Raw genomic sequence first — 16,054 nt, forward strand, 5'->3', positions numbered from 1 at the left:
TGCGGAACGTGCGGTGGTCACGGCTTCGGCTCGGGCTTGGGTGGCCCCGGAACCCCCCAGGGCATCGGCGGGTTTTTCAGTTGCTCCAGTTCGGTCTCGCGTTTGATTCTGTCCACGCGCTCGGCGGTCAGTTCGTTGGCGTGGTCCCGGCTCGTCACGAGGAACGTGTTGCCCTGCCGCACGACCCGCAGGTCGCACTGTACCGCGAGCAGGTCCAGCGCCTTGTCGGCCGGGACGTTCAGCAACCGGGCAGAGACGAACCCGGTGCGCGCGTCGCCGGCCTGGGGTGCGACCACCACGGTCAGGTCGTACCGCTCGCCGATCAGCGCGACGGCCTCGTTCAACGGCTTCTCTTTAACGTTCATGGACACCAGTGGCTCCGCCACGCCGATCTGCTCATCGTCTTCCGGTGCGCCCCTCCGCACGGCCCGCGTTACCCGCATGGCGAAACTGTGCGGCACGATCTCGATGCGCGCACCGCGAACAAGGTAGGTGGCGTCGACGCTCTCGAGCACGACCGAGAGGAACTGGTGGCCGGTCATCCCGCGGAGCTGCGTGGCGACCACCTTCGGCTTCTTCTCCTTGATGTCGTTGACCTGGCTTTCCTTGAACGCCTCGTCGTTGATCGTGAAGTTCAACCCGGACCACTTGGTCATCTTCTGGAGCAACTCGACCAGGGGGATGTTGTTGACGCTTTCGTCGCCCCAGACGACTTCCTGCTCGTGGAGGAACGCGAGGATCGCGTCGGTGCCGGTGGGCCGGGCCTTCTCGGGGGCACGCGCCGCGGGCACGGGGGCGGGATCAGCGGTCGCGCCGGAGAGCAACGCCGACCCCGCGACGAGGGCAAACAGGAACCGTCGAGACATGGCGAATCTCCCTGAGGTGACAGCCGACGGACTCATTTCCCGCGGACGTGTGCGGTCATCTCGGTCAGCACCGGCATCAAGAACACCGCGACGCCGACGTGTGTGGAGTCGAACCACACGATCTTCTGCTTCCCGGTCGCGGCCCACAGTGCCTTCGCGGCCGACGGCGGCACGATGTCGTCGCGGCTCGCGCACAGCATCAGCAGGTTCTTGCCCTTGAGCTGATTCGCGTAGGTGATCGGGTCCACCGGGCCGATGAGGAGCTTCAGCGTGAACCGCCCGCCGAGCAGGTCGATGAGCGGGCGGTACGGCTCGGCCTTTGGGTGGTTGTAGTACGCGTCCACGAGCCCGCCGCCGGGCAACAACAGGCAAACGTTGGTGAGCCGCGGTTCGTTTGCGGCGGCGACCGCCCCGACGAGGCTGCCGAGGCTCGTGCCGACGAGGCCGAGGTTCTTCGGGTCGAACTGCGCGGGCCGCGACGCGAGCCACGCGACGGCGCACCGCACGTCGAGCACGGTCTGCTTCACCCCCTCGACGCTCTTCGTCACGTTCGGCGAGAGGAGCCGGTTCGGGCTGCCGGGCGGCCGCCGCGGGCCGTAGTGGGCCATGTACACGACCATGCCGGCGACGCCGTGCTGGGCCAGCCACATGCACTGGCCGCGGGCGATCAGTGCGTTGCCCTGCAGGATGTCGAGCACGACCGCGGCCGGGAACGGCCCCTTGCCGGGCGGCAGGAACAGCTCGCAGTGGACCGTGTTGTTCTCGGGAACGGCAGTCTTCACCGGCGACGGGAACGTGAGGTCGTAGACCTTCACGCCGGTGGCCTTGAGGTCGTGGCGGAGCGAGAGCTTGTAGTCGAACGTGCGGGCGGGGATACGGAACCGCTCGGCGACGCCATCCTTCTCGTCGGTCGGGCCGTCGAACGTGAACGTGCCGGTCTCGGGCTCGGTGCCGGCGGCGAAGGGTGGGTGCGGCAGACACAGCGCGGCGAGAATGAGCGAGGCGCGCAGGATCACGGGGGCTGCTCCGCGGGCGGGCGTGACGGGGTCGCACCCCGATCATACCCGCTCTGCGGCGGAGAGGACAACCGCCTTCGGCGACGGAGCGAGCCTGACGATTTTGGCGAGCGGGGGACGTGAGTCCCCCGGTAGTATTCGCACCCGTTCAACCGGGGGACTCACGTCCCCGCTCGCCGAGAATGCCTTACCGCGGGCGGTTGATCGGCATCAGCGGCGTGTTGTAGCTCTTGTACTGCGTGGACGGGAACATGTTCGGCGACGGCAGCGGGCTCGGGCCGAGCTGGGTGTGCGGGACGATGATCTTCCGGCTGAACAGGTTGTTGATGGTCTTGATGTAGCCGTTGTTCTCAAGCGAGCCGGCGGCCGTGTTCCCGACCACGTTGATGGTCTGGGCCGCGACGTTGGCAACGGTCCGACTGGGCTGGACCACGAGCTTGTTCGTGTCGATCGGCTTGTAGATGATGTCGCCGGCCGCGGCCGGCCCGGCGGCGACGAGCGCCACGGCCGCGGCCGCCCAGAACAGGTTCTTCATGTGTCGTCCCCCGGCGCGCGGCGTCCCCGAAACCGTAACGAGTTTCTCGCCGCACGAAAGCCCGGAGACATACCGTGAGCCGCGGGCGCGTCAAGGCGGAAATTCGCCGCGCGGGTGTCCGCACCGCTTACGCGAAGCGTGTAAAATGCCGGGACACGCACCAGGAACCGGGCCATGCGTCGCCACTCACGAACCGCCGCTGTTGTGCTGCTCGTCGCGGGGTGCGGCCTGATCGCCGCGGCCGCGCCGCCGGCCCGCGACGCGGCGGACGAGGCGGTCCGGCGTGCGAACGCCGCGTTCCTCGCGGGCGACCGCCCCGAGGCCGCCCGCCTGTACTCGGTCGCGGAGGGGCTCACCGCCGACCCGGGGCTGGTCGCGTTCAACCGGGCCGCGGTGCTGTTCCAGCAGGGCGACTTCCGCGAGGCCGAGATCCACTACGCCCGCACCCTCGACGACGCCGCGTGCCCGCCCGAGCGGGCCGCGCGGGCGTGGTACAACCGCGGGACGTGCCTGCTGCACCGCGGCGGCTCGGCGGGCGTGTACCGGTCCGCGATCGCGTGCCTGGAGCGGTGCGTCGACGCGCCAGCGGCCGACGCACCGCTGCGGGCCGACGCCCGGCACAATCTGGAGGTCGCCAAGGCGCTGTGGAACGAGGCCCGCAAGGCCGACGCCAAGGAGAAGCCGAACAACCCGCCGCCCCCGGAGGACCCGCGGAGCGACCCGCAGCCGCAGCCGCAGCCCAAAGAGCCCGAGCCCGACACGAACCCGGGCGCCGGCGACCAGGGGACGAAGAAGGGCGGCGAGGCACCGAAGATCGGCCCGCAGCCGACGGACCCGGTGCCCCCCAAGAACGTGGACCCGAACGCTGCACCGGTGCAGGGGTCGCCGTCGGCCGCGCCGCAGTTGCAGAACGAGGACGCGGTGCAGCAACTCAGCCCCGACGACACCCGGGCGCACCTCCGCAGGATCGCCGAGCGGCTCGACAGGGACCGCCGCGACCTGCGCCGCACCCTCTCGCCGCCGATCCGGCCCGGGGTGCGCGACTGGTGACCACCACCCGCCACATTCCCGGCCGCCGCGCAGCGCTCACGGCGGCGTGTGCCGCCCTGTTACTGGCCGCGACAGCACGCGCGCAGGACGTGCCGCTCGTCGGCCAGCCGACCGCCAACTTCTTTGGCGCGGCGGGCAGCGGGGTGAAGGTCGCGTGGGCCGTCGAGCCGCGGTCGGTCCCCGAGGGCGAAGAACTGGTCGCGACACTGATCGTGTCGAACGTCACCAACCCGCGGAAGGTCCGCCGCCCGGACCTGAAGACCCTCCCCGACTTCAACGACCGGTTCGCGGTCACCGACGGCCCCGACGTGCCGGTCGCGGGTGGCGCGACCGAGGTGCGGTTCGCGTACCGGCTCCGGCCGCGGTCCCGGCAGACGGCCGAAGTGCCGACGCTCGCCTTCTACTACTTCAACCCGGCCGCGCCCGCCGGCAAGGAGTTCAAGCAGACCAACACCGGGAGGCCGGTGCCGATCACCGTGACGGCCGCCCCGCCGAAGGCACCGCCCGCCCCGGTTCCGCTGACCGAACCGGACCACCTGTTCGCCATCGCCACCGGGCCGGGCGTGCTCGGCCGCGACCCCGGCACCGTGCCGGCGTGGGCGTGGCCCGCGGCCGCACTCGCCGGGCCGCTCCTCGCGGTCGCGTGGTACGCCGCGTGGGTGCGGGTCTACCCCGACGCGCAGCGGTTGGCCCGCGCGCGGCGGTCGCGGGCCGCGCGGCGCGCGGTGGACGCGGTCGCCCGCGCCGACCGCACCCCGGACCCGCCCGCGGCGGTCGCGGCCGCGGTGCTGCACTACTTGCGGGAACGGTTCGGCCTTCCCCCCGGCGCGGCGACGCCTTCGGAGATCGCGGCGGCGATCGCGCAACACGGGACGCTAGAGGCCGACTGCGCCGCCGTTGCGGGGTTCTTCCGGGCGTGCGACGCGGCCCGGTTCGCGCCCCCGAGTGACGGTGCGGTGTCACTGACCGCCGACGCGCGGGCGCTCGTCCTCCGACTGGAGGCCGCATGATGCGCGCGGGTGCCAGGGCGAGCGGGGGGCGGCAGCCCCCCCCGTGCCAGCGCTTGGCGAAACACGGGGGGGGGTCGCCCCCCCCGCGCCCGGGGGGTGGGGGCCGCCACGCGCGCCACCGTAACGCCACGCCCGCTGGGCGGGGCGATGGTGCGCGGGGGGGGCGGGGGGGGGGGGGGGGGGCCCCCCCCCGGTGGGCCCGGGGGGGGGGGCGGGGGGGGGGCCCCCCCCCCCCGCTCGCCGGGTCGTTGGTGCCCTCCTCGCGCTCCTCCTTCTCGCAACGCACGCGCTCGCGTCCCCCGGGGCGTCGGACGCCGACGCGCTCGCGGCCGCGGAGGTGGCGTTCGCCGACGGTGTCGGGCTCCGCGACGACTCGGTCAAGGCGCGGCCCGCGTTCGCACGCGCCGCCGCCGGGTACGATGACCTGTGGCACCGCGGGCATCGGAGCCCGGACCTGGCGCTGAACCGCGCGGCGTCGCACCGCCTCGCCGGGAACCTGCCTTCCGCAGTCGTCGCTCTCAACGAGGGACTCGCGGTCGCGCCGTGGAACCGGTCGGTGCAAGTCGCGCTCGAAGACGCGCGAGCGGCCGTCGCCTACCCGGCCGCCGGCGACCTCGCGTCGCAGTGCCGGCCGGCCCCCGCACTGGGCGTCGCAACGCGCATGTCGCAAGCCGAGGCGTGGCTGGTCGCCGGCCTGCTCTGGGTGCTCGCGTGCGGCGGGGCGGCACGGTACAGAATGACGCGCCGACCCGCGTGGCTCCTTGCGTCCGCGGCGTGCGCGACGGGCCTTGCGGTCCTCGCCGGCTTCTGGTGGCATGGAGAAGCCGAGCGCGAGCGCGGCAACGCGCTGCCGCTCGTGGTGCTGGCGGCCGAGACCACGCTGCGGAAGGGGAACGCGGCGACGTACCCGGCGGTGTTCGAGGCGAGGCTCCCCCGCGGCGTCGAGGCCCGGGCACTCGCCGAGCGCGGCGGGTGGGTGCAGGTGAAGTTGGCCGGCGGCGCGGCCGGCTGGGTGCCCACCGCTTCACTCGTTGCGTCACACGGAGGGTGAGCGGGAATGGACCCCGAAACCGAATGGTTCGTGATCGCCGCACTCTGGGTCGCTGCCGCCGTCTGGGCGGCGTGGAACTGGGTTCCGTACTTCCTGATGTGTACCGTCGGGACGGGGTACGAGAGCGGCGGGACCGAAGACCCCGCCGCGATCGAACCCGACGGCACCGACCCGGACTACGCCGGCGTGTTCACGACACTCCGGTCCCTGGGGTACGAGCCGCTCGGCCCGGGATTCATGCGGCTCCGGTTCGCCGGGTGGCAGTGGGCGCTGCGGACCCGGGTCCAGGCGTTCGTCCACCGGCCGGCCCGCCGGTTCGCGTTCGCACAGCAGTACCCGTTCCCGCTGAGCGGGTACACTCAGGTGTTCTTCGCGACGTGCTGGGCCGACGGGCGGTTCCTGCTGACGATGAGCGGGCCGGCCGACGACGCCGTGCGGACCGAGGACGACGCGATCGACGTGCGGGCGACGGACAACGTCCACGAACTGGAGCGGCACCACCGCGATGCGGCCGACAAGCTCCTCAGCAGCGGCTGGCGTCCGGACGCCGACACGAGCCTCGATACACTCCTGGCGGCGGCCCGCGAGTCGCACCGCCGGCGGCGCGGTCAGGAGTGCGAAGGCCACCGCCCCGTGTTCGTCGAACTGTTCGCGGTGTGGCTCGCTGCGACGGCGATGCCGACGTGGTTCCTGGGGTGGAGCGTGGTGCCCCCACTGGCCGGGATCGGCATACTGGCTGGGTTCCGAGGCATCGACCTCAACGGCAAGATCACGTTCGCCCGTGCCGCGCGGTCACGAGCGGCGACCGACCGCGCCCGCGAATCGCACACCTCCCCGACGGGGGCCACATGAACGACGTCTTCTTCTCGATGCGGCCGGCGTACCCGTGGTCGGTCGAACCGCTCGGCCTGCCGGCGCTCGCGCTGGTCGCCGTGGCGCTCGTGGTCATCACCGTCTGGTCGTACACCGGGCACCCGAGCGCCAGCCGCCGCCGCATCCTCGTCGTCGTCGCGCTGCGGATGCTCGCGCTCGCCGTCGCCCTGCTCACCGCACTGCGACCGAGCGTCGGCGTGCAGGAGACGCCCAAGAACCCGTCGGTCCTGCTCGTCGGCATCGACACCTCCGAGAGCATGACCACGAAGGACGAGGTGAACAACCAGGCCCGCATCGACGCGGTCCGCCGGGTGATGGAGAAGAGCCAGCCGATCCTCGACGAACTGGCCGCCGAGTTGAACGTCACCGTTCACGTCTACAAGTTCTCGACGCCGGACTTCAGCGAGGGCACGTCGAAGTTTGCCCCGGCCGACCCAACCGATGGGAAGCGGTCCGACTACGGGACGTACCTGCACAAGACGTTCGACCGGTGGCAGACCGAGCGGTTCCTCCGCGGGCACCTGATCGTCGGCGACGGGGCCGACAACGGCGAGGCATACTCGGCCGTCGCCGAGGCCGCCCGGTGGGGCCAGAAGGGCCCGGTTACCACGTTCACCGTCGGGTCCGAGAACAGCACCACCACCAGCCAAGACGTCGCGGTCACGAGCATCGACTGCGACCCGTCGCCGGTGCCGGTGAAGACCGACCTGACGGTGACCGCGAGCGTCAACGCTTTTGGGTTCCCCGGGGCGCGGGTCGCCGCGCGGCTGTTCATCGACGGCAAGCCGGTCGCGACCGAGGAGTTCACGCTCGACAAGGAGAAGGACAACAAGCTCAGGTTCGCCGCGAAGGCCCCCGAGACCAAGGGCGAGGTGAAGGTGAAGGTCGTCGTCGGCCAACTCAGGGACGACCAGATCGTGCCGCTGCGGGGCGAGTTGAACGGCGACAACAACCAGTCCGAGACGTACCTGACGGTCACCAAGGACGGGCTGCGGGTGCTCGTCATCGACCGGCTGCGGTGGGAAGAAACTCGGCTCCGCGACGCGCTGCGGTCCGAGAAGCGGTTCGACGTCGCCGAGGTGATCCGCCAGACCGACGGGGCCGTGACCGCGGCCGAGGAGGAGTTCCTCGACCTCGACAGCCAGGCCTACGACGTGATCGTGATCGGCAACGTCGCCCCGAACCAGCTCACGTTCACCCGCGGCGGCAAGACGATCGACGTGCTCGACAAGGTCCGCGAGGCGGCGCTCAAGAAGGGCATGGGCGTGATCTTCCTCGGCGGCGAGCACTCGTTCCGCGGGATGCCGGCCGACCTGCTTCCAGTTACTGTGCCCGCCGACCCGGGGGCCGCGATCGTCGAGGTGCTCGACGGCCCCGGCGGCAGGCCGATCGAACACTTCCAGACGGTGCCGACCGACGAGGGGCTCGCGAAAATGATGCGGCTCTCGAAGGACCAGAAGCAGTCGCTCACTCTGTGGGAAGAACTCAACACGACGACCCGCGCGCGGCCGACGGCGAAGCTCACGGGGCACAACAAGATGGTCCGCAAGCCCGGCGCGACCGTGTACGCCTGGACGACTCCGGCGCGGGAGGCCGTTCAGGCCGGGACCGCGATGCCCGACGCCGCGAGCCCGCTGCTCGTCGGCTGGCAGGTCGGGGACGGTGCCCGCGGCCGCGTGCTCGCGTTCGGCGGGTACGACTCGTACCTGTGGGAGAAGCTCGGCCAGCCGAAGACCCGGCAGGGGTCCGAGATCCACTCGCGGTTTTGGAAGCAGGTCGTGCTGTGGCTGGCGCACCAGGAGGACGAGGAGGGCGAGGCCTACGTCCGCCCGGCGACGCGGCAACTGAAGGTCGGCGGCGAGCAGTCCCTGCGGGTCGGCGTGCGGCTCCCGGGCGGGGGCGACGACCCCAGCGCCGAGTTCACTCTAAAAGTGGTTCCGCTGCCCGAGGGGAAGGTCGAGCCGGACGCCGCGGACGTCGAGAGGGCCCGCCCGGAGCCGGTGATCCGCGACAAGGACGGCGCAAAGGTGCTGTACCGCCCGCGGGCGAAGGGAGAGTTCTTCGCCGTGCTCACGAGCCCGAAGAAGGGACCGGACGGCAAGCCGGTCGCCGGCCCCGACGGCAAGCAAGTGCTGCACCGGGCGACGGCGAAGTTCTTCGCGGTCCCGGACGTGTCCGACGAGATGCTGCGGGTGAACGCCGACCACGACTTCCTGTCGCGGCTGTCGGTGCCCAACGGCGGCAAGGCGCTGCGGCTCGAAGACCTCCCCGCGTTCCTCAGGGAACTCAAGGAGCAGAAGGACGTCGGCACCAAGCCGAAACCGAAGTTCTACCCGGACTGGCGGCGGAGCCACTCGGCCGGGTTCCTGCCCGCGTGGCTCGTCCTGTTCGTCGCGCTCCTCGGGGCCGAGTGGGCGCTGCGGCGGCTGTGGGGGATGGTCTGAGTTCGAGTCGTCAGGTCATCAAGTCGAAAGTCGTCAGGACGGAAGCGGCCCCGGGCTTCATCTTGGCGACTTTCGACTTGATGACCTGACGACGTACCGGGTCAGTCGATCGCCTTCTTGAACTCGCCGAAGGCGTGCTCGACGTCGTTCTTCGCGGCGTCCCACTTGTCGGCAGCGGCGGCCTTGAGGTCCCCGAGCTTCTTGGCGGCCTCGGCCCGCTTCGGCTCCAGCTCCTTCCACTTGGCTTCGAGCTTCGCCTTCTCCTCGCCGGTCGCCCTCGCGGCGCGGTCCTTCAGGTCCGCGGCCTTCTTGTCGAGGTTGTTTAGCTCGATCTCGAGTTTCCGGGTCGCTTTGTCCCGTTCGGTGGCGGCCGAGTCGGGGTTGGTCGCCCTGGTCCCGCTGGTCGGGCTGTTCGGGTTGCACCCGACCGCCAGGGCCGCAACGCCGCCGACCGCGCAGCACAGTACGCACGCTCGCAACATGGAGTGATCCTCACCGATGGAGATTGGGGGCACCGGACGCGGACGAGAGGGGCGTTTTGGTGGGGCCGGCCGCGTCCGCCCCGGCCCTCACCAGACCAGACCCAAACCGCGGGCGATTATTCCCGGGGCTTCAGAGTAGGTCACTCGCTCCGCGAGTGACACCAGAAGGCTTAGCGGCTGACCGGGAACCTTGGTTGCGCCGGGGTGCGACTCGCGGAGCGGGTCGCCTACCGTCACGGCTTGGCCCTGGCGAGCGCGTCCTTGAGCCACGCGGCGAACTTGTCCGGCGAGTTGATCTTCCCTTCGAACGGCGCGTTGTCCTTGCCGTTGAACGAGCCGCCGACCACCTTCAGTTTGCCGTCGGGCAGCGGCACGATCACCGCGTATAGCGGCAGCGCGATGTCGCCGAACAGCGCCTGCTGGAACTTGCGGTTCGCGGTGCCCTCGTCGTCGCGGGCGTCCCTCCCGGGGTCCACGCTGTACGCCTCGGCCGGCACCCAGTCGGTGTAGAGCTGCACCCGCTCGAACTTCTCCAGTTCGCCGCGGACCGACGGCAGGGTGAACACCGACTCCTCGTTGTACTTGCAGTTCGTGCAGGTCACGCCGGTGAAGTCCACGAACACCGGCTTGCCCGACTTCCGCGACGCCTCGATCGCGTCCTTCAGGTCGGTCATCGCGAGTTCGGTGTCGGGCAGGAGGAACGCCTGCACCCAGGCGTACACCGCCCCGGCCGGCCGCTGCGCCTTCCCCTCGCTCGTCTTGAACATCGCGGGGAGCAGGTAGAACCCGAGGCCGAGGAACAGCACCGCGAACAGCAACCGCGGCACGCCGATGTTCGGCTTCTCCTCGTCGTGCGGGAGCCGGTAGGCGTTCAGCAGGTACAGGGCGCACGCGAACGCCATCGCGACCCAGCCGGCCAGCACGAGGTCGTAGGTGAAGAACTCGGCCGGCGAGAAGACGCGGATTTCGGCGGTGCGGAAGAACTTCAGCGCCGCGGCGAGCTCGAGGAACCCCATCACGACCTTCACGCTGTCGAGCCACCCGCCCGAGCGCGGCAGCGCCTTGAGTAGCCCCGGCACCATTGCGAGCACGAAGAACGGAGCGGCGAACGCGGTCGCGAACGCCAGCCCGCCGAGGATCTCGCGCGTCGTCGGGAACGAGATCAGGCTCCCGGTCCCGGTGTCGGCCGCGGCGATCCCCGCGAACCCGCCCAGGAACGGGGCCACGCAGGTGAAACTGATGACCGTGAACGCCAGCGCCCCGAACACCGTGCCGACCACGCCGCCCTTCGCCTGCTTCTTCTGGAGCCGCTGCACGAGGAAGTTCGGCAGCGTCAGTTCGTACATCCCGAACAGGCTCAGCGCCAGCACGAAGAACAGCGCGCCCAAGAGGACGTTCGTGACCGGGTGGGCCGACAGCCACGCCATGAACTTGAGCAGCGCGAACGCCGACGAACCGAGGACGACGATGATCGTGGCGCAGTAGACGCCCGCGAGCTTCATCCGCTCCGCGAACGACCCGTGCGCGTGCTTCAGGAAGATGCTCACCGTGATCGGGATCATCGGGAACACGCACGGCGTGACGAGCGAGATCAGCCCCCACGCGGCGGCCGTCAGGACGAACGCGAGCGTGCCCGAGTCGCCGCTCGCGGCCGGACCGCCGCCGGCCTTCGCCCCGTCGCGAACGACCGCCTCACGCACCGCATCCAACTCGGCGGCGTACACCTCCGCGGGCTTGGCGCTCTTCGGCCCGCCGCCCTTGGAGGCCACGACCACCGCCGGCACCGGCGGGGCGGTCCGCGTCCCATCCGGGTTGGCCTTCGGGGCGGTCTCGGTGCCGCCGACGGGCGGGTCGCCGGTCACCTCGAATAGCAGGTGCGGGAGGTGCTCGGCGTAGGCGTTGACGCACTGCTTGTCGCACACCTGGAGCCGGGTCTTGCCGAGGTCGATGTCCTTCGGGCCCGGGGCAGCGTCGGCCGCCACACGGGCCTTGAACTCCCACGTCACCGGTTCGTCGTAGTACTCGTCGAGTACGCCCTCGGTCGCGCCCTCGCGCTGGGTGAGTTTGATCTTCGGGGTAGTCGGGTCCGTGGACCCGGGGAGCAGGGTGAGCACGCCGGACGGAAGCGCGATCTTGTTCTTCGAGGTCTGCCCAGCGTCTTTCGGGAAGAACGGGTACGTGTGGATACCCGGCGGCGGTGAGCCGAAGGGCGTCGGCTTCAAGTCGATTGTGAGCTTGATGGTGACGGTGTCGCCGCGCTTCACCTTGGCGGGAGACACCTCGACCCGAACGTCGGCCATCGCCGCGAACTTGGGTGGGAGCTTACCCGCAGCATCGGGGGCGTCGAACTGGGCGGCGGCGGGGCTGGCGGCGAGGAGCAGGGCGACCACCGCGGTCCGGGCTGAGCGCAGCATGAGACACCCACCGCAGGGAAAGGGAGAACGAAAACAAAGCCCACGGGTCGCGCGACCCGCGGGCTTCTCGAACCACCCGGGGGCGACATACCGGTCTGCCCCACTCGGTAGCGGATACGCGGCCCAAGCGGCGGGCCTTACACGCGGACGGCGGCCCCGTTCAGATTCCGGGCACCACAATAGACGGCTGGGCGGTCTGGGTTATTTGGCGGCCAGCGCCTTCGCCACTTCCTCGGCGTACTGCTTCTCCACCTCGACCGAGCCGGTCAGCACCTTCAGCGAAGCCTCGACCGGCACCGCCTTGGGCGGGAAACAGTTCTCCTTGTCGCACACGCTCAGCTTGAACGCCTCCAGCTTCACCGCGACCGGTCCGGCCGCGGCCCGTGGCGACACCACCGCCTTCCGCGTGAACGTCGCGGTGCCGGGGTAGTACCGCATCTCCTTGATGCCCGCCTCGGGTTCGGCCTTGGTGAGCGCGCCCTTCGGGTCCTCGACCGCGCCGACGAAGATCACCGCCCCCGCGGCGGGGAACTTGAGCACGTTCACCATCCCCTCGGCGGCCTTGTCGGCCTGCGCCGTCGGGTAGGTGTGGAACCCCTCGTTCAGCTCGACGGTCACGCTGAACGTCACGGTCTGGCCCGGCTTGGCCTCGGCCGGGCTGAACGACGCCTCGACCTTCTTGACGGCGCGCTCGTACCACTTCTGGCCGCCGGCCCGCGACGCCGGGGCGAGGGCCAGGGCCAGGGCGATGCCGGCCGCGGGAACGAGTGCGAGCGTCCGGTTCAATCGCATGAAAGGCTCCGTGTGCGGGGCAGGCCCGCGGTCGCGACCGCGGGGCGTTGGGTGCTTACTTCTTGGGTTCGGCCGGCTTCGGGGGCTCGACGCCCTTGAGTTGCAGCGTCGAGACGGCCCTCGTCGCCAGGTCGATGACCCGGATGCGGTGGGCGTTCGTGTCGGCGACGTACAGCTTCCCGGCCGCGTAGCTGATCCCGGCCGGCTCGCTGAACGCCTGCGGGATCAGCTTCCCGAGGTCGCCGCCGACGAGCGTCTTCAGCTCGCCCGCCTTCAGGTCGAACACCTTGATCTTATTGTTGTAGGTGTCCGCGACGTAGAGCTTCCCGTCGTTGTACGCGACCCCCAGGGCGTGCTGCAACCGCGCTTCCTTGTCGCGCTTCGCCTCGTCCTCGATCTGGCCCGGGCCGTCCACGTCGCCGAACGTGAACAGCCCGCGGCCGACGAGCGTCTGCACCCGGCCGGCCCCGCCCAGCGGCACCTTGCGGATCGAGCTGATCTCGCTGTCGGCGACGTAGATGTTCTTCCCGTCGGTGGCGAGGCCGCTGGGCTGGGCGAAGTTCGAGAACGGGAGCGGGCCGTCGCCGATGTTCTCGCGGCCGCTGCCGGCGTACGGGGCGAGTTCCTTCGCCTTGATGTCGTAGCCCCAGACCTGGTGGTGCCCGGCCATCGCGACGTAGAGCGTGTCGCCGACGAGGAGTAGGTCCCACGGGCTGTTCAGGCCGATGCTCCGGGCCGGGACCGGCTTGTCGAGCCGCCGCGACTGCGGGTCGCCGGCCTGCTCGCCCGTGCCGGCGATCGTGCGGACCGTCTTCGCCGTGAGGTCCAGTTCCCGGATCGAGTGGTTCTTGCGGTCCGCGACGTAGAGCAACTCGCCGTTGAGCGCGAGCCCCTGCGGGTCGTGGAACTCGGCCCTATCGAACGCGCCGTCGGCCTTGCCGGGGGTGCCGGTGCCGGCCACCGCGATCTGCTTGCCGTCGAGGTCGGTGACGACGATGCGGTGGTGCGTGCTGTCGGCGATGAACAGCCGCTTGCCCTTGTCGTCGGCCAGCACCTTGCCCGGGAAGAACAGCGGGGTGTCGCCGGTCTCGCGGAACCGGGCCAGGTCGAACCGGATCGGCTTCTCGTCGAGTGTCTTCTTCTTCTTGTGCTCCTCGACCAGCTTCTCGATGACCTTGTCGAGGATCTCGAAGTTCCCCTCGCCGGAGATGTACCCCACGATGTTCCCCTCGGGGTCGATCAGCACCATCGTGGGCCACGCGTCCACGTCGTACCGGTTCCACACCTTGTGGTCCGCGTCGTTGATGACCGGGTGCTCGATCTGGTACCGCAGGATCGCCTTGCGAATGCTGTTGGTGTCCTTCTCGTTCTCGAACTTCGGCGAGTGGACCCCGATCACGACCAGTTCGTTCGGGTACTTCTTTTCGAGCTTCGCGAGGTCGGGCATGACGTGGATGCAGTTGATGCAGCACAGCGTCCAGAAGTCGAGGAGGACGATCTTGCCCTTGAGGTCCTTCTTGAGCGACAGCGGGCCGCCGGTGTTGAGCCACGCGACCCCGCCGTCGAGTTCCGGGGCCGCCTGCTTCTTCTCCTCGGGCTTCTTGTCGTCCTTGCCCTGCGGCGCCGCCGTGGTGACCGCCGCCGGCCGGCTCATGACGACCAGCGTGGCGACCGGGAGCCCGCAGCCGACGAGCACGCCGACGACGGTGCCCCACGGGAAGCGGCGGGCGGGGGCGGGAGCGACGGGGGACGCGGCGGGCTCGCTCATCGGTGGGAATTCCTTGTCTCGGCGGGTCGCACGGTTCAGGTATGGTAATCGGATGCCGCCGCGGGGTGAAGCGAAACGCGGAAAACGCGGTGGTGCGAGACGACACGACGGAGGGCAGAAATCAAGACCGGGCACGGGCACGGGCACGCACGCGTGCCCGGACCGAACCCCAGGCGCGAGTGCGCCCGTGGCTTTCTTCCGTCGTGCCCGTGCCCCAGCCCGTGCCCCAGCCCGATTGTCATTCCCGTCCTCCGTTCTCTGCCCCCTCAGTCCGGCGGCCACCACTGGCATAGGCGCGGCCGTTCCGGCGTGCGTAGACTGCGCAGGTCGAACGAACGGAACCCGTTGACCGCGAAGGACGAATGGGCAGCCAACACGACGCACTCTACCGCGCCATCTGCGCCGAGCCGGACGAGGACACGCCCCGGCTCGCGTTCGCCGACCTCGTTGAAGAGGAGGGCGACGCGCCGCGGGCCGCGTTCATCCGCGCCCAGGTCGCCCTGGCCCGCGTCGCCGAGTACGACCCGCTCGCCGTCGCCACCCGCCAGCACAACCCGGACGCCTTTCACGGCTGGGCGATGGCCCACACGCTGCCGCCGGTCCCGGGCGGGTACGGGTGGCACAAGTTCGCGTTCCGCCGCGGGCTCCCGTGGATGGCTGGGGTGTCGTCGCTGGCCGCGTTCGTTGCCGGCGGCGAGTCGGTGTTCGACGCGGCCCCGGTCCAGGCACTGAGCGTCGACCCCCGCGACCGGCCGGACCTGTCCGCACTCGCCGCGTGGCCGCACCTCGCGCGGGTCCGCCGCCTCGAATTTACGCACGGCTGGTTCGGCGCCGACGCGGTCGCGCAGCTCGGAGACTCGCCGCACGCCGCGAACCTCGTCGAACTCGCGCTCGAGCACGACGGCGTCACCGCAGCGGGGCTGGAGGCGCTCGCCGAGTCGGCCGTGTTCCCGCGGCTCGAGGCGCTGGAACTCCGCTCGAACGCGGTCCCGCCGGCGCTCATCGTCGACGCGCTCGCGGCGGCCCGCCGGCCGGGCGCGCTCGGCCGCCTCTCGCTCGCGGACAACTCCCTCGCCGAGGCCGACGCGGGCCACCTGTTCGCGCTGCCCGTGGTCCACGGGCTCCGGGCGCTCGACCTCTCCGACAATAAGCGGCTCGGCGTCGCCGGCGCTCAGGCGCTGGCCGGGAGCGGCGCGCTGCGGGGGCTCCGCGTGCTGCGGGTGGCGAAGACGCTCCCGGGCGTGCCCGGCGTCGAGGCGCTCGCGGGGGCCGGCGGGATCGGCAGCCTGCGGGTGCTCGACCTGTCCGAGAACCGGCTCGGCCCGGTGGCGGTGAAACTGGTCGCGGAGTCCGGCGCGGCCCGCGGGCTGAAGGTGCTGAACCTGGCGCACAACCCGGTCGGCGACCTCGGGGCCGCGGCGATCGCGAACGCACGGGCGTTCTCCGGGCTGCTGGAACTCGACCTCGGCAGCGCGGAGGTCGGCGACCGCGGGGCGGTGGCGCTCGCCGAGTCGCCGCACCTCGGGAACCTGTTACGGTTGAACCTGGTGGGAAGCCAGGGGCCGCGCCTGGGCCGCGCGGCTCGCGACGCGCTGGTCGAGCGCTTCGGCCGCCGCGTCAGCGTGTGACACCGGGTCGCTCGGTTGAGTCGTTCGTCTCACGCGGGCCGCCACGGAGGGCGGCCCCGACAAACCAAAGGCGAACCTTCTGGTAGGGGCCGCCCTCCGTGGCGGCCCGCCAGCCACTTCCTGCG

At 70.8% G+C, this 16,054-nt stretch carries 13 protein-coding genes; 6 read left to right on the forward strand and 7 right to left on the reverse strand.

Going from position 1 to position 16,054, the window contains the following annotated elements:
• Window positions 1-17 precede the first annotated feature (17 nt).
• The 3 genes from ACTIGN_RS15125 to ACTIGN_RS15135 all read right to left on the reverse strand — a co-directional run bounded on the left by ACTIGN_RS15125 (window position 18) and on the right by ACTIGN_RS15135 (window position 2,417).
• Window positions 18-866: a hypothetical protein gene (locus ACTIGN_RS15125; RefSeq protein WP_439625238.1), complete on the reverse strand. Its 849-nt coding sequence runs from the start codon at window positions 864-866 to the stop codon at window positions 18-20.
• Between the two features lie 32 nt (window positions 867-898).
• Window positions 899-1,882 (reverse strand): alpha/beta hydrolase, encoded by a 984-nt coding sequence (locus tag ACTIGN_RS15130; protein WP_439625240.1) that lies wholly within the window; start codon window positions 1,880-1,882, stop codon window positions 899-901.
• A gap of 187 nt (window positions 1,883-2,069) precedes the next feature.
• Window positions 2,070-2,417 (reverse strand): hypothetical protein, encoded by a 348-nt coding sequence (locus ACTIGN_RS15135; RefSeq protein ID WP_439625242.1) that lies wholly within the window; start codon window positions 2,415-2,417, stop codon window positions 2,070-2,072.
• 174 nt (window positions 2,418-2,591) lie between these two features.
• Here ACTIGN_RS15135 and ACTIGN_RS15140 point away from each other — a divergent pair, with 174 nt between their 5' ends.
• The 5 genes from ACTIGN_RS15140 to ACTIGN_RS15160 all read left to right on the forward strand — a co-directional run bounded on the left by ACTIGN_RS15140 (window position 2,592) and on the right by ACTIGN_RS15160 (window position 8,845).
• The gene (locus tag ACTIGN_RS15140; protein WP_439625244.1) at window positions 2,592-3,467 is read left to right on the forward strand and encodes a tetratricopeptide repeat protein; all 876 of its coding nucleotides are present in this window, start codon (window positions 2,592-2,594) and stop codon (window positions 3,465-3,467) included.
• Window positions 3,464-4,477: a hypothetical protein gene (locus tag ACTIGN_RS15145; RefSeq protein ID WP_439625246.1), complete on the forward strand. Its 1,014-nt coding sequence runs from the start codon at window positions 3,464-3,466 to the stop codon at window positions 4,475-4,477. The genes ACTIGN_RS15140 and ACTIGN_RS15145 overlap by 4 nt, the downstream gene beginning before the upstream one ends.
• Before the next feature lie 337 nt (window positions 4,478-4,814).
• Entirely contained in the window at window positions 4,815-5,528 is a 714-nt protein-coding gene (locus tag ACTIGN_RS15150; protein WP_439625248.1) for a hypothetical protein, read from the forward strand.
• Between the two features lie 6 nt (window positions 5,529-5,534).
• Window positions 5,535-6,380: a hypothetical protein gene (locus tag ACTIGN_RS15155; RefSeq protein WP_439625250.1), complete on the forward strand. Its 846-nt coding sequence runs from the start codon at window positions 5,535-5,537 to the stop codon at window positions 6,378-6,380.
• Complete coding sequence (locus ACTIGN_RS15160; RefSeq protein ID WP_439625252.1) at window positions 6,377-8,845, forward strand: hypothetical protein; 2,469 nt, start codon at window positions 6,377-6,379, stop codon at window positions 8,843-8,845. Before ACTIGN_RS15155 ends, ACTIGN_RS15160 begins: the two co-directional genes overlap by 4 nt.
• A 101-nt stretch (window positions 8,846-8,946) precedes the next feature.
• On the opposite strand, the gene ACTIGN_RS15165 is transcribed toward ACTIGN_RS15160, so the two are convergent.
• The 4 genes from ACTIGN_RS15165 to ACTIGN_RS15180 form a co-directional block, all read right to left on the reverse strand.
• On the reverse strand, window positions 8,947-9,327 hold the full coding sequence (locus ACTIGN_RS15165) for a hypothetical protein (RefSeq protein ID WP_439625254.1): 381 nt from the start codon (window positions 9,325-9,327) through the stop codon (window positions 8,947-8,949).
• Window positions 9,328-9,560: 233 nt separating this feature from the next.
• Complete coding sequence (locus ACTIGN_RS15170; protein WP_439625256.1) at window positions 9,561-11,741, reverse strand: protein-disulfide reductase DsbD family protein; 2,181 nt, start codon at window positions 11,739-11,741, stop codon at window positions 9,561-9,563.
• 201 nt (window positions 11,742-11,942) lie between these two features.
• Complete coding sequence (locus tag ACTIGN_RS15175; protein ID WP_439625258.1) at window positions 11,943-12,533, reverse strand: hypothetical protein; 591 nt, start codon at window positions 12,531-12,533, stop codon at window positions 11,943-11,945.
• Between the two features lie 55 nt (window positions 12,534-12,588).
• Entirely contained in the window at window positions 12,589-14,301 is a 1,713-nt protein-coding gene (locus tag ACTIGN_RS15180; protein ID WP_439625260.1) for a thioredoxin-like domain-containing protein, read from the reverse strand.
• Window positions 14,302-14,663: 362 nt separating this feature from the next.
• On the opposite strand from ACTIGN_RS15180, the gene ACTIGN_RS15185 reads away from it, so the two are divergent.
• On the forward strand, window positions 14,664-15,929 hold the full coding sequence (locus ACTIGN_RS15185; protein WP_439625262.1) for a TIGR02996 domain-containing protein: 1,266 nt from the start codon (window positions 14,664-14,666) through the stop codon (window positions 15,927-15,929).
• The last annotated feature ends 125 nt before the right edge of the window (window positions 15,930-16,054 follow it).

Source organism: Gemmata sp. (assembly GCF_051859125.1).
Lineage (GTDB): Bacteria > Planctomycetota > Planctomycetia > Gemmatales > Gemmataceae > Gemmata.